Origin of the sequence: Mycobacterium gordonae, from assembly GCF_017086405.1 — a bacterium.
GTDB classification, from domain to species: domain Bacteria; phylum Actinomycetota; class Actinomycetes; order Mycobacteriales; family Mycobacteriaceae; genus Mycobacterium; species Mycobacterium gordonae_D.
Map to the genome: position 1 here is coordinate 4,432,396 of NZ_CP070973.1, position 14,321 is coordinate 4,446,716.

Sequence of the window (14,321 nt, forward strand, 5' to 3'; positions counted from 1 at the left end):
CCGCCGATACGGTTCGAGGAACAGCCGCCGAACTCAGCTGGCTTTGCGGGCGAGCTTGTTGCCGAGTCCGGACACGATCTGGCTGGGACGCTGCTGCTCACCCTGCTGGGCGCTTAAGAGAATGATCGTCCCAGTGAGGACGGGAAGCACCCACTGCATGTACCGCAACTGCTTCTGCGCTGAGGCGACGTCATCCGGGGTCGACGAGGTTGGCTCGGTGGCCCCGGCAACGGGATGGCCCTGTCCCTCAGCGGCCTTCGCGCCGAGCGCACCGCTGTAGGCGGTAGCTCCCAGCGCGGCACCGGTGAGGGCGAGCTTGGCCGCGGTGTTGGAGGTGACCCCACTCTGGTACTTGGCTCGCTTGCGGTTGTTGTAGAGGATGGCGCCGCCACCGAGCAGGTGCGCGCCGATGGCCGCGGCATTGACCGGGGCCCACTTCGCCCATCCCGTGGCCGATACGCGGGCACGGTCCTGCGGGTCGCGAACAGCGGCACTCGCCCCGTTCAGTCCGACAGCTCCCATGACCGAACCGCCGAACCAGGCGGCAGCACCGAGGTCGTGGAGCGAACGAATCACTGTGTTGCGTGAAGACATGTATGTCCTTCCATTGGGTGGAGGTCGTCGCGATGGACGCGCGCCCCGCTTAACTCGGGATTCACGGTTTGGGTGGTTTGAAACACTTGGGGGCCCCCGAATCGTTTCTGGCGGAAAGTTTGTCGGGCAATCAGCCTCGGCTCGACTCGGATTCGCTTGGTGCCCGGCAGCTTCGCATCCGGACGCGCCGCCACCGGGTCAGACATCCGACCGACGCGTTCCGGCAAACGCCTGCCGGGCGTCGGACCCCCGTCGCATGCTGCCGACAGGGATTTGAGGCAGCATTGCCGTGAAGTCACTGATCGGTGAAACCTTCGGCAACCTCGACAGCTCCGTTGTCGCGACGGACGCCGCCGACAAATGGGTTGCGCAGCTCAGTTCCAAGCGCCCCGGCATCCCCGACAACGGCGTGGTGTGGGACAACGCGACGACGCTGCAGGAGCACCTTCAGTTGCGCACGTTGTACAACGCCAAGCTGTTGTGGTCGGGCGACTGGTCGACGTTCTCCGAGCCAATTATTGGGCGACGATCGCGGAAATCTCAGTTTCCAAGCCGAGCCACAAGGTTGCTCAACTCCAGATGCGCCTCTGCCAGCCGGTCCGCAACGCAACCGAAACTCATTGCATCACTTGATATACGGGGTGAGCTGAACCCTGCATCCAGCACGCCCTCCATGATCGACCAGGTCTCGCGACAGGCAGACAACTGGCTGCGGCACCTGTCGATCTCGTCGGATAGGTGGCCGCCAGGGCCGCCACCAGACGACGACGCACCGCCCGAAATGCCGCCGAAGGATGCCGGATCCGGCGGCCCGGTAGGCACCTGAGTCGATGTCGTTCGAACTGGCACTAGCTGCGACGGGAGCGTGGGCGTAGCGATGTAGCCATTGGCGGGATAGTCTCCATAGATTGTGATCTCGGCGCGTCGATGCGCGAACATCATTGCGACATAGGCACATAGCACCGCGTCAACCGAGTCCTCCACTAGATTCAACTGGAAAGGTCGAGATGCGTGCTCGACATCACGCCGCACTCGTTGCCAGCCGGGGTGGGCCTTGACTTGGAGCGGCAGCGAAGCCTCATCCAGCCCTTCGATCAAGCCGAGCAGTCTGAGCATCTCCGCTTTGCGATGAGACGTCCGCTCTCGAGGCGAATCACCGAGTCCGCGCTTGTACTTCAACGTACATGTGAGTCCGAATAGTGAGATCGTCGCGGGATGCGGGTACACCTCGATCGCACGTCGTGGTTGAGTAGATTGCGGGTCGATATCGAGGCCCAATTTTTCTGCGAGCACTTCGCCGCGTGGCGGGTCGAACAGTCCCAACGCCTGCATCCGAAAGGCTGGCCGCGCCCCGGCCTGGAAGGCGCCGAAGTCACGGTAGAGAGCCTTTTCGGCTGGACGTGAACCGGTTTCGTTGGCGACCCGCAGCGGAGCGTCGATCCCCACCACGCAATCACCGGCCAGATAGGGAGAAAGCTTCTCCTCTATGTCGTCGTCACTCAACGCTGCGCCGATGTCTCGCAGTACGCCGGCTGCGTCGATGACCGCAAAACCGGTCGTATTTCTAGAAACCCAAGCTAGATCGAGTCCGAGGAAGAACACTCATCGAGAGTGCCTGACGAGCGGACGCAACACAATCTCGCGTCGTGCAGGATTTCCTTGGCGTCAACAACGACGTGCGTTGTTGTCACATCTCGGGATCAGCCCGTCCTTTGCACCGCTTGCGCAGCCGACTACCGCGCCCTGTCCCTGGATGTGGGACTTCCAGATACCGTCGACTTGCTGAACCAGCATGATCTGGCCAATTACGCGTATCCGCTCGTCAGTCACCTCGCGAAGATCGGCCTCGGCGATTCAGCACCGTCGGGGTGCACGAAGCGGCACGCTGAATCTTCGCTCTTGAGCAGCTCGAGGGGCAGAACCGCTTCCCAGCCAAATCATCGAGGAAGGCCGGTGGCTGAGCGTGCGTAAAACGGCATCCACGTCGACGACCGTCTTCACGAAACAGATTTCCTCACACCTCGAGGGGAAGGTGTCCGAACGCGACGAGGGTGCAGTGGCCCTCGAATTGTGCTTCGCGGTTGGCCCCCATCGGAACTGGGTGAATCCATGGAAGGCAACGATCGACTCGCTCGATTGGTGCTTGGAAGGACCTGCGAGGCTCGCCGATGGCAGCCTAGGGACGGCCGGATTGTTGATCCCGGACTGCATTGCGCGGTCAGCTCCGACCGGGGCAACGACGTCCGGATCGCATCAACGCCGCTATCAGAATTCACGGGGTCCGACGTTGGGCACCGAGGGAAGCGGCAGCCCGCTCGGTCAGAGCTACATGCGCTTCACCCGGCTGATCACGATGTCATGGCTCGAACAGAGTCGGCACGTCAGCGGCCGGATCCTCAAGCGCAGCTTCGACATCCGTAATGCCTTGCTGCAGAACGGGTATCGGCAGCCGCACGACAGGGTGATCCACCAGTCCGCGGCATGGTCCGCCTCGTCGCAGAACTTCCGGCAGATGCATGGGATCTCGGTATCGAAATCCAGCGCCGACAGGACATCGAACTCCGGCAGCAGTAGGCACTCCCCGACCATCACGGACTGAAGGGTAAACCTCTAGTTGAGAGTTTTCGGTTAGGCGCGCGCGGGAGCGGACGCGCGCCCTTCCGACAGACCATGCATGCGGGTTCGGGCACATGCACCGCCGACACTGCAGTCGTCTCAGCGCCAAAAGTACCGAATTACAGGCGCCGAGAATTGGCGAACTCTTCCACCAACGGTGGTTCACATCCCCGCGTTTCTGAAATACATTTAGCCGTTCGATTCGCCCCAATGATGGGAGCCGCTGATGTCGACGTTTGTGGTTGCAGCGCCGGAGGTTTTGGTCGCGGCGTCGGTGGAGGTGAGTGGGATCGGGGAGGCGCTTCGTCGGGCGACGGCGTGGTGGGCGCCGTCGACGACGGGGATTGCGGCGGCGGCCGCCGATGAGGTGTCGGCGGCGATTGCGGGGTTGTTCGGCAGTTATGGGCAGACGTTTGTGGTGTTGGATGCGCAGGCGGCGGCCTTTGAGCGGGGGTTGGTGGCGGCGTTGAGCGCCAGTGCGGGTGCCTATGGCGGCGCGGAGGCGGTGAGCTTGTCGGTGTTGCAGGGTGGGGATCTGCATGCGTTGGGTGAGGCGTTGTTGGGTCCGATCAATGGGCCGGTGGTGGCGTTGACTGGGCGTCCGTTGATTGGTAATGGCGCCAATGGTGCTCCGGGGACCGGGGCTGCCGGGGCGGCGGGTGGGTGGTTGCTCGGTGATGGTGGGGCCGGGGGTTCGGGGGCGGCGGGTTTGGCTGGTGGGGCCGGTGGGGCGGCGGGGTTGATCGGCACTGGTGGGGCTGGGGGTGCCGGCGGTAGTGGTGGTGGGGCAGGTGGTGGCGGTGGCGCCGGGGGGTGGTTGTTGGGTACCGGTGGGGCCGGGGGTACGGGCGGGTTCATCGCTAACGGGGTCGGTGGGGTCGGTGGGGCCGGTGGGGCCGGGGGGTTGTTCGGGGCGGGTGGTGCCGGCGGTGCCGGGGGGTTGGCGGGCAACGGCACCGGCGGGGCCGGGGGCAGCGGTGGGGCGGGCGGGGTGTTCGGTGGGCTGGTGGGGGCCGGTGGTGGTGTGGGTGGGGCCGGCGGTGGCGGGGATGTCGGGGGTGGTGGCGGTGCTGGTGGGGTCGGGGGTCCGCTGGTGGGTGCCGGGGGTGTTGGGGGCAGCGGCGGGTTGGGGTTGACCGGGCTGGGCGGGGCTGGCGGGGCTGGGGGTGCGGGGGGGCCGTTGTTCGGCAACGGCGGCGCCGGGGGCAGCGGGGGCAGCAGTTTTGGTGGTGACGGCGGGGTCGGCGGGGCTGGTGGGCAGGCCGGTGCGCTGGGGTCAGGCGGTGCCGGCGGTGTGGGGGGGTCCAGTGCCGGTATCGGCGCCGGTGGTCATGGCGGGGCCGGCGGGGCGGGGGGTCTGGTCGGCTTCGGCGGTGTGGGTGGGCTCGGCGGGTTCGCGGTGGCCGGGGCCGGCGGGGCCGGCGGGGCCGGTGGGGCCGGGGCGTTGCTGTTCGGTAGCGGCGGGGCCGGTGGGGCCGGCGCCCAGGGCGCCCCGCTGTTGGCCGGAGGGGCCGGCGGGTCCGGCGGGAAGGCCGTGCTGCTAGGCCTGGGCGGGGCCGGCGGAGTCGGCGGCCTGGGTGTGGTCGCCGGGGCCACCGGCGCTACCGGAGCCAACGGGCTACTGCTGCCGGCGGCGGCACTGAACGTGATCAACGCCCCGAGTGTGGCGTTGACCGGGCGCCCGCTGATCGGCAACGGCGCCCCGGGCGCGGCGGGCAGCGGCGCGCCCGGCGGCCCGGGCGGCTGGCTGCTCGGTGACGGCGGGGCCGGCGGGTCGGGCGCCAACAACATCCCCGGCGGGCCCGGCGGCGCCGCTGGACTGCTGGGTGCCGGCGGCACCGGCGGGGCCGGCGGGTTCGGGGCCAGCGGGGCCGGGCGCGCCGGCGGCCAGGGCGGCACCGGCGGCCTGTTCTTCGGCACCGGCGGCGCCGGCGGGGCCGGCGGCGTGGGCGCCCCCGCCGGGGTCGACGCCAACGGTGGGGGCGGCGGCGCGGGCGGTGCCGGCGGGATCTTCGGCGCCGGCGGGGGCGGCGGCACCGGCGGGATGGCCAGTCAACTGGCCGGCGGACTACGCGGGGGCGGCGGCGGGGCCGGCGGGGCCAGCGGAGCACTCAGCGGACTGCTCGGCGCCGGCGGCGGCGCCGGCGGGGGCGGCGGTATCGGTGACCTCGGCGGCCCGGGCGGAACCGGCGGGCCCGCCGGGATCAGCGGCTCGATCTTCGGCGGCGGCGCCGGCACCCTGGGCGGCTCGCTCATCGGCGCCGGCGGCATCGGCGGCGACGGCGGCGCCGGCTTTTCCAGCGCCGGCCCCGGCGGGGCCGGCGGGACCGGCGCGCAACTGCTGGGCACCGGCGGCTCCGGCGGCGCCGGCGGCACCAGCCAAGACGGCACCAGCGGCCTGGGCGGGCCCGGCGGCAACGCCGGCGCACTGGGCTCCGGCGGCGCCGGCGGCGTCGGAGGCGCCGGAAAGTTCGGCGGCACCGGCGGACTCGGCGGCAACGCCGCCCTGATCGGCACCGGCGGCGCCGGCGGCGCCGGCGGACTATCGGCCACCGCCCCCGGCGGCACCGGCGGCGCCGGCGGCCACGGCGGAGCAGGCGGCTCCCTACTAGGCAACGGCGGCCCCGGCGGAGCCGGCGCACCCGCGACCAACCCCACCAGCACCGGCGGCAACGGCGGCATCGGCGGCGCCTCGACGCTCATCGGCAACGGCGGCAACGGCGGCAACGGCGGCCACGCCACCACCCCCCTCCTACTCGGCGGACCCGGCACCATCGGCACCGGCGGATCACTCCTAGGCCACAACGGCATCCCCGGCCTACCCATGAGCCCCAACCTGCTCGTCAACGGCAGCTTCGAGACCGCCACCCCCTCCCCCTCGGGTTTCAGCTCGGTGACGATTCCAGGCTGGACCGTCACCGGCACCCCGACCATCATTTCCTATGGCACCCCACGCGGTTACCCCTCGCCGTTCTCGTTCCCGTTCCCGGATATGCCGCCAATCTTGGGCTTCCCCGACACCGCACCCCCGGGCGCGGGCGACAACTTCGCCGGCGGCGGACCCGTAGCCACCTCCAGCATCAGCCAAACCGTCGACCTCGCCGCCGCGGCCGCCAGGATCAACACCGGCACCACCCCCTACACCCTGAGCGGACTGCTCGGCGGCTACCTCCTTGACCCGTCATCCACCGCCGTACAGGTCACCTTCCTCAACGCCAACGGGGTCGCTCTCGGCTCTGGATCCATCGGACCGGTCTCCACCCTCGATCGCCTGGGCATGACCGGATTCCAGGCCCGCGACATCTCCGGCACCATCCCGGTCGGCACCACCTCCGCGGTCGTGACCGCGACCTTCACCGACCGCAACCCCGTCCTTGGTAACTACAACGGTGCCTTCGCCGACAACCTGTCCTTCACCGTCGGCGACCCCTCCCTGGTCGCGCCGGTACTCACCGTCCCGACGTCCAACGTCGGCCAACTCGACCACATCTTCCTCTTCTATATGGAGAACAAGGGCGCCGCCGACATCCTCGGCAGCGTCAACGCCCCCTACCTCAACAGCCTGATCAACTCCTACGGCTACGCCAACAACTACTACGCCCTAGGCCACCCCAGCGAACCCAACTACCTGCGCATCCTGCTCGGAACCGACTTGGGGATCGACTACAACCCGACCGCGAACACCGTCACCGCGCCCAATCTTGTGCAAGCTCTGGATAGCGCGAACATATCGTGGGCCGGCTACACGCCGAACATGCCCTACCCGGGTGCGATCGTGTCATCCGGCGACTACAACGTCGACCAACTGCCCTTCCCCCGTTTGACCGATGTCTACAACGCCAGCCCCGCCTACCGTGCCCAGCACCTGCTGCCGATATCTCAGTTAGGCGCGGATCTGCAAAACCCGGCCACCGCACCGAGATTCGCCTGGCTCTGCGGCTCGGAGGAAACCAACATGGAAGGCCCCGTCAGCTCTCCCACCGACATAGCCAGATGGCTTGCGAGCCAAATCACCAATCACCAATACAACGTCGCGGCGGGCGATCAGTATCTGCAGCAGAACGTGTCCACCATCATGAACTCGCCGACGTGGAACAGCGGCTACAAGGACGTCATCATCATCACCTTCGACGAAGACTACAACAACCTGTCAACGGGAATCGGCAACCAGGGCAACCACATTCCGATGGTCGTCATCCCGAACCAGGCCGCGGTGAGCTCCGGCGGGATGCTGTCCGGGCACTTCGTGACCAACAGCTATTTCAACCACTACAGCCTGATGTCGACGATTGAATACGCTCTGAGCCCCAACCCGGGAACTCCGCTGATCACCCTCACCAACAACGACAGGTACGCCACACCCATGAACGACTTCTGGTCGTGACGGCCCCGGCGGACCCTCACCCGGCAGCCGTGTAAAGCTCTGCCATCCGGGTGATTTAACTCTGAAGCTGCAGCATGGTCTGCCACGCGGGAGGCAAGGGGTCGGCGACCAATTCGAGTTGGGTAGTCGGTTGGCCGGCAAATTCATGGGACGTTGTCAGCCGGGGACTTAAATGCAAAGTCGCAGAAGGCGTTACCGTCGAGCTAGACACGCGACGAAAGCGCGACGCGCATGTTCACATTTGCGGTCCTCGTGAATACAGTAAGTCGATCGAATCGCCCCGCTCAGGGATGGGAGCCGCAGATGTCGACCTCACTGATTGCAGCACCAGAGGCTTTGGCCGCGGCGTCAGCGGACCTGAGCGAGATCGCGGAGGCGATCAGGCAGGCTACGGCGTCGGCGGCGCCGTCGACCACGGGGATCGCGGCCGCGGCCGCTGATGAGGTGTCCGCGGCGATTGCCCGGCTGTTTGGCGGCTACGCCCAGTCATATCAGTCGGTAGGTACTCAGGTTGCGCTGTACCAGAGGCAGTTTCAGCAGGCATTGACCACGGGGGCGAGCGCCTATGCGGCCGCCGAAGCCGCGAACGGATTGTCGCTGCAAGCCTTCGAGCAGACCGTGGGGCAGGCGCTGCTGGAAGCGGTGGATGCGGTGAACGCGCCGGTTCTGGCGTTGACCGGCCGCCCGCTGATCGGCAACGGCGCCAACGCAGCCCCGGCAGCGGCGCCAAGGGTGCACCCGGTGGATGGTTGATCGGTGACGGCGGGGCCGGCGGGTCGGGTCAGGCTGGCCCGCCGTTCGGTTACGGCGGCGGAGCAGGCGGGGATGCGGGACTGATCGGCACCGGTGGGGCCGGCGGGGCGGGAGGCACCGGCGGGGCCGGGGGTGTGGGCGGACGAGGCGGGTGGCTGTTGGGCACCGGCGGGACCGGTGGGGCCGGCGGATACGCAGCCACCGGGACCGCCGGGGCAGGCGGAGCCGGCGGGGCCGGCGGGTTGTTGGGTGGCGGCGGCGCCGGCGGGCCCGGCGGATTCGCGGCGGACGGGGCGGGCGGCGTCGGCGGGGCCGGCGGCACCGGAGGTCTGCTCAGCGGGTTGGTCGGCGCCGGAGGCGGAGTCGGCGGAGCCGGCGGTGTCGGGGACATCGGAGGTAGGGGCGGAGCCGGCGGGGCCGGCGGCCTGCTGTTCGGTGCCGGTGGCAGCGGCGGCACCGGTGGACTGGGCGGTGCTGGCGGTGGCGGTACCGGAGGGGCCGGAGGTGCGGCCGGTCCGCTGTTCGGCAACGGCGGAATCGGCGGAACCGGCGGTGCCAGCTTCGGCGGTGACGGCGGGGCCGGCGGCAGCGGCGGGCACGCCGGTTGGCTGCTGGGCTCGGGCGGCGCAGGCGGGGTCGGCGGCAGCAACTTCGGGGCGGGCACCGGCGGCCACGGCGGGGCCGGCGGCGACGCAGGTCTGATCGGTTTCGGCGGCACCGGCGGAGTCGGCGGGTTCGCCTCGGCCGGGATCGGCGGGGCCGGCGGCAACGGCGGCGCCGGAGCCCTGCTGTTCGGCAACGGCGGCGCCGGCGGAGCCGGCGCCCAGGGCGCGCCGACCTTCGCCGGCGGAGCTGGTGGTGGCGGCGGCAAGGCCACGCTGCTCGGCCTCGGCGGGAACGGCGGGATCGGCGGACTCGGCACTGCGCCGGGCGCCAACGGCGTAAGCGGCGCCAACGGGCTTTTGTTGCCGGCGGCGGCCCTCAACGTGGTCAACGCGCCCAGTCTGGCCTTGACCGGACGTCCGCTGATCGGTAACGGCGCCGCGGGCGCGGCCGGCAGTGGGGCCGCCGGAGGCCTGGGCGGGTGGCTGCTCGGCGACGGCGGGGCCGGCGGATCCGGCGCCAACGGCATACCCGGTGGGCCCGGCGGCGCGGCGGGGTTGTTGGGTAGCGGCGGTAGCGGTGGGGCGGGCGGGTTCGGCGCTTCTGGTGTCGGCCGGTCGGGCGGCCAAGGTGGCAACGGCGGGTTGTTCTTCGGCAACGGCGGGGCGGGCGGCGCCGGTGCTGTCGGCGCGGACGGCAATGGCGGCGGGGGCGGAGCCGGCGGAACCGGTGGGATCTTCGGTTCCGGCGGGGTCGGCGGCACGGGCGCCATGGCCGATCTGGCGATTCCCGGTGTCTTGGGCGGGGCGGGCGGGTCTGGCGGGGCCGGTGGCGCGTTGAGCGGGCTGGTCGGCGCGGGCGGCGGCACCGGAGGGGTCGGCGGAGCCGGGGACATCGGCGGGGCGGGCGGGGCTGGTGGAGCCGCCGGCATCGCCGGTTCGCTGTTCGGCGGCGGAGCCGGCACCATCGGCGGCTCTGTGGTCGGTGCCGGCGGGGTCGGCGGCGATGGCGGCGCCAGCCTGAACGGCACCGGCGGGCCGGGTGGAAATGGCGGCGCGGGTGGACAATTCGCCGGTGCTGGCGGCTCCGGTGGGGCCGGCGGATCGGTGCTGCAGCCCGTACTCGGCAGCCTTGGTGGTGGTGTTGGTGGAGGCGGAGGCACCGCCGGCTTGCTGGGATCAGGCGGTTCCGGCGGTACCGGCGGCACCGCGGGAGCGTCGCTCCTGCTGCAAGCGCCCGGCGGTCAGGGTGGCCTCGGCGGCAACGCGACCCTGGTCGGATCCGGCGGAGCTGGTGGAATCGGCGGCTTCTCCGCTTCGGGCATCGGCGGGACCGGCGGCCAAGGCGCGGTTGGCGGTGCGCTGCTGGGTGACGGCGGTCCCGGGGGGACCGGTGCAGAAGGTGCGCCCGGCTTCGGTAGCGGGAACGGCGGTCTGGGGGGCAGTGCCAGGTTGATCGGCAACGGCGGCAACGGCGGCAACGCGGGCAACGCGGCGACGCTCGCCTTGTTAGGCGGCCCCGGCACCATCGGCACCGGCGGAAAGCTGTTAGGGCTCAACGGAATTCCCGGATTACCGATGAGTCCGAACCTGTTGGTCAACGGGAGCTTCGAGATTGCCACCCCGTCACCGTCGGGCACCAGCTCGGTCACCTACCCAGGCTGGTCGGTGAGCGGCACCCCGACCATCATCGCGTACGGCACGCAGCGCGTCAGCTATGTGTTGGGAGTTTCCTTCCCGTTCCCCGACCTGCCGAGCTTCTTGGGCTTCCCTCAAACCTCGCCTCCGGGTGCGGGCGCCAACTTCGCCGGCGGCGGGCCCGTGGCCACCTCCAGCATCAGCCAAACCGTCAACCTCTCCGCCGCGTCTGCCAAGATCAACACCGGCACCACGCCCTACACGCTCAGCGGACTACTCGGCGGCGCCCTCATCGACCCGTCCTCGACCGCCCTGCAGGTCACCTTCCTCAACTCGAGCGGGGCCGTATTGGGCACTGGCTCAACCACATCGGTTTCGGCGCTGGATCGCTTGGGAATCACCGGACTTGAGCCGCGATCGGTCTCCGGAACCATCCCGGTCGGTACCACCTCCGCCGTCGTCACCGCCACGTTCAACGACGCCAACCCCGTCACCAACCACTACAACAACGCCTACGCCGACAATTTGTCGTTTACCGTCGGCGCCCCCGGCCTGACCCCGGCACCGCTGACCGTGCCGGCCTCCAACGTCGGCCAACTCGATCACGTGTTCCTGATCTACATGGAGAATCACGGCTTCAACGACGTCGTCGGCAGTGTCAACGCGCCCTACATCAACAGCCTGCTCAGCACGTACGGATCGGCGAACAACTATTTCGCCAACAGCCACCCGAGTGCCCCCAACTATTTCCGGATCCTCGGTGGCTCGGACTTCGGTCTCACCTACAACCCCAACCCGCCGTCCATCAACGCACCCAGCCTCATGCAAGAGATGGACGGCGCGAACATTTCGTGGGCCAACTACGCGCAGGGCATGCCGTACCCTGGCGCGTTGGTGTCCTCGGGTGACTACAGCACGTTCCAGATACCCGCTGCTCAGTACAGTTACGTCTTCAACAACACGGTCGCCTACCAGCAGCAGCACCTGCTGCCGCTGACACAGTTGAGCATCGATCTCCAGAACGCGAGCACCACGCCGCGGTTCAGCTGGATCGTCGCCAACAACGCCAATGACATGGAAGGGCCGGTTGAATCACCCCTAGGCGTTCTCAGCTTCCTCGGCAGCCAGCTCACCAACCACCAGTACAACATCGCCGCCGGCGACCAGTTCCTGCAACAACAGGTCTCCCTGATTCAGAACTCCGCGGCATGGAACACGGCGGGTCAGAAGGACGCGATCATCATCACCTGGGACGAGGATTTCAACAATCTCGGACTGGGAATCGGCAACCAGGGCAACCACGTTCCGATGATCGTCATCCCCAACCAGGATGCTGTGACGTTGGGCGGGATGCGATCTGGTCAGTTCATCACCAATTCGTACTACGACCAGTACAGCCTGATGTCGACCATTGAGTACGCGTTGGGGCCGATGGCGGGAGTTCCTTTGGCGCCGTTGACGTTTAATGACATGTATGCGACACCGATGAATGATTTTTGGGCGTAGGGGCTTTCGTCGACCACGATCGAGTCGCAGCGGTGGTCGGGTTTCAACACCCGATGACCTGACCGCCGCTCGCATCAACCCCACGGCGTGGACCGCCCGCGCCATCACCGACGCCCTCAACGCCGACATACGCGCTCGCGGTGCGACCTGGCCCGACCACATCGCTAACCCCGGAGCGTTCCTGTCCAGCCGATTACGACGGCTGAACTGGTCACCTCCCGAGCCGTCAACACCAAAGGCCGGCGGCTGCGCCGCCGTCAGCCTCGACCAGACGCCTCGCCCGGTGGCGCTTACCGATGCGTCGCGAGCGCGGATCGTCGCCGCCCAACAGGAGATCCGTCGAGTGCTGCGCGAGCGCGCCCAATACAGCGCCACCACGCACTCTCACAAGTACGTCACCGCCTCCACCAGACGCGACAACCACGCTGGCCTGACCCCGATTCGTTGATCCATTGACCAATTCACGGAGTCCGGTCAGGCGGCTTCCTGTGCATGAATCTGTGCACGATTTCCACCTACCGCCGCTAGGCGGTGTTAGTTGTTCTTCTCCCGTAGAGAGTTACTCACCAAGCGGGCGCGCAAGCGAGCCCGCACACCGAAATTCAGGGAAGGGATTCAAACCCGTGCAGTGCGTCCGCCCCGGCAGCGTACGCCGCGACAACTGGCCACCCAACGTCTTGCTGCCGCCCTTGTCGCCAGTACCCACGGGCTCGACCGCGCTCACATCGGCACCATCTGCGATGCGCTTGCTGTGCGAGTCGGCGCGCTTGTTCGACGGCGAGGGCGTCGAGGATGACCGGGGCCACGACGTCGTGTTGCGACAATCCCCTGCCACTCAACACGTTGCAAGTTGGCTGATTCCGTCCTAGGTGAGCAGCGGCCGGTCGAGATCCTGACGGATGAGGATGCTGACGGATGAGGATGCTGCGCAGTTTGTGCACCAGCGTGGGGAGGTCGGTGCGGTCGATGATCTTCCAGCGGGGGCATTCCGGTAGGGAAAACTCCTGCGGGAGTTCGACATTGGGGAGCACCACGACGTGGTCCCAACGCAGTCGTCCCAGCGTCCAGCGCGGGTCGCTCTCGACGTAGCCACGCAGCGTGTAACACGGTTCCAGGCCTTGTGCCGCGCAGCCGCGGCGACTCGCTCAGCGCAATTCCATGATTGAACAGTGCGGCGGCGACAGCTGGCTATGGTCCCAGCGCGCGGCCACCAATGCAGTGTTCGGATTCTGCTGCGCGTCCCTTCACCACATATCCGAGAGAGAAGATGTGGCGGGCGGGAAAACGCTACTGGTCAACACCTTTCGCGCTGTGCAGTCGGCTTTCGTTCACACTACTCCGACGCGATCCTCGCATTGTCGTTACAAGGGGCTAACCTCACGTTCATGCCCATGCTCGAACATGACAGCGGCCAGGCCTACTACCGACACTGGCCGTCGGCAGATCCCCGCGCCGCCGTCATCTTCCTGCACGGCTTCGGTGAACACACCGGGCTCTACCACCGGTACGCCTTTGCGCTCAATGCCGCCGGCATCGACCTATGGGCCGTCGACCAGTTCGGCCACGGGCTCACCGGCGGGGAACGCGGCGACATCGTTTCGATCGAGGCCTCCTGCGACTTGGCGGATGCCATCACCGATCTCGCCGCAAGCCATCGGCCCGATTTGCCGTTGCTCGCACAGGGGCATTCGTTCGGCTCTGTGGTGACCTTGTGGCGCCTGCTGGATGCGCCCGGGCGCTATCGGGCCGGCATCGTCTCTGGGGTGCCAATCGCGCCGATATCCGAACTGTCCGATGCAGCAGAGTCATTCGACCTCGATCCGACGTGGCTGTCGACCGATCCGTTCTACCTCGACTCGCTGCAGCACGACCCGCTGGCCTTCGTCGGCGCTAGCGGATCGGTACTGTTCAGCGAACTCGGCAACGCTTGGAACCGGTTCGGATCTGAGCTGGTGAGCCTGGCGGTGCCGACGTTGGCCCTGCACGGTGAGGACGATCCAATTGCACCCATCGAACCGGTACGTGCCTACGCCGAACGAATAGAGCCCCTGCAGCTCAGGGCATTTCCCGGTGGACGCCACGACATCCTTAACGAGACCGCACACCGGGATGTCGTGGCAGCAGTCATCGAATTCGTCGCCGCGCAGACGACGGTGTGACCCGCCGTCACGGCTCCGCCCTCGGCGGGCGACTACCCATCAGCCGGCTCGCCGCCTGTTAACAACCGA

The 14,321-nt window shown here is 68.2% G+C and carries 6 protein-coding genes and 5 pseudogenes; 9 read left to right on the forward strand and 2 right to left on the reverse strand.

Translation table 11 applies throughout. From position 1 onward, the window contains the following. Window positions 1-33: 33 nt before the first annotated feature. Both JX552_RS18990 and JX552_RS18995 read right to left on the reverse strand, forming a co-directional pair. Window positions 34-594, reverse strand: coding sequence for a hypothetical protein (locus JX552_RS18990; RefSeq protein WP_205873502.1), 561 nt, complete (start codon window positions 592-594; stop codon window positions 34-36). Between the two features lie 540 nt (window positions 595-1,134). Then, window positions 1,135-2,196, reverse strand: a complete 1,062-nt coding sequence (locus JX552_RS18995) for a DUF429 domain-containing protein (protein ID WP_205873503.1) — start codon at window positions 2,194-2,196, stop codon at window positions 1,135-1,137. A gap of 685 nt (window positions 2,197-2,881) precedes the next feature. Here JX552_RS18995 and JX552_RS19000 point away from each other — a divergent pair. From JX552_RS19000 to JX552_RS19025, 9 genes and pseudogenes are all read left to right on the forward strand, one after another. After that, window positions 2,882-3,193, forward strand: coding sequence for a hypothetical protein (locus tag JX552_RS19000; RefSeq protein ID WP_205873504.1), 312 nt, complete (start codon window positions 2,882-2,884; stop codon window positions 3,191-3,193). A gap of 243 nt (window positions 3,194-3,436) precedes the next feature. After that, window positions 3,437-5,812, forward strand: a pseudogene (locus JX552_RS33405) (PE family protein); the annotation flags it as partial. A gap of 951 nt (window positions 5,813-6,763) precedes the next feature. Then, window positions 6,764-7,594 (forward strand): annotated as a pseudogene (locus JX552_RS33410) (alkaline phosphatase family protein); the annotation flags it as partial. Between the two features lie 303 nt (window positions 7,595-7,897). Next, window positions 7,898-8,347 (forward strand): PE family protein, encoded by a 450-nt coding sequence (locus tag JX552_RS34155; protein WP_431195869.1) that lies wholly within the window; start codon window positions 7,898-7,900, stop codon window positions 8,345-8,347. Continuing rightward, window positions 8,344-8,445, forward strand: a pseudogene (locus JX552_RS34160) (hypothetical protein); the annotation flags it as partial. The gene JX552_RS34155 and the pseudogene JX552_RS34160, both read left to right, overlap by 4 nt. An 888-nt stretch (window positions 8,446-9,333) precedes the next feature. Then, a pseudogene (locus tag JX552_RS34165) lies at window positions 9,334-9,558 on the forward strand (PGRS repeat-containing protein); the annotation flags it as partial. Between the two features lie 1,704 nt (window positions 9,559-11,262). Continuing rightward, window positions 11,263-12,093 (forward strand): annotated as a pseudogene (locus JX552_RS32500) (alkaline phosphatase family protein); the annotation flags it as partial. After that, a complete protein-coding gene (locus JX552_RS19020) occupies window positions 12,077-12,541 on the forward strand; it encodes a hypothetical protein (RefSeq protein WP_241010621.1) in 465 nt (154 codons plus the stop codon). The pseudogene JX552_RS32500 and the gene JX552_RS19020, both read left to right, overlap by 17 nt. Before the next feature lie 937 nt (window positions 12,542-13,478). Next, window positions 13,479-14,252, forward strand: a complete 774-nt coding sequence (locus JX552_RS19025) for an alpha/beta fold hydrolase (protein ID WP_205873506.1) — start codon at window positions 13,479-13,481, stop codon at window positions 14,250-14,252. Window positions 14,253-14,321: the final 69 nt, after the last annotated feature.

Excerpts from the sequence above, each read along its gene's own strand:
- JX552_RS18990 (WP_205873502.1), bottom strand. The coding sequence starts at position 594 with ATGTCTTCACGCAACACAGTGATTCGTTCGCTCCACGACCTCGGTGCT.
- JX552_RS34155 (WP_431195869.1), top strand. The coding sequence starts at position 7,898 with ATGTCGACCTCACTGATTGCAGCACCAGAGGCTTTGGCCGCGGCGTCA.
- JX552_RS19020 (WP_241010621.1), top strand. The coding sequence starts at position 12,077 with ATGATTTTTGGGCGTAGGGGCTTTCGTCGACCACGATCGAGTCGCAGC.
- JX552_RS19025 (WP_205873506.1), top strand. The coding sequence starts at position 13,479 with ATGCCCATGCTCGAACATGACAGCGGCCAGGCCTACTACCGACACTGG.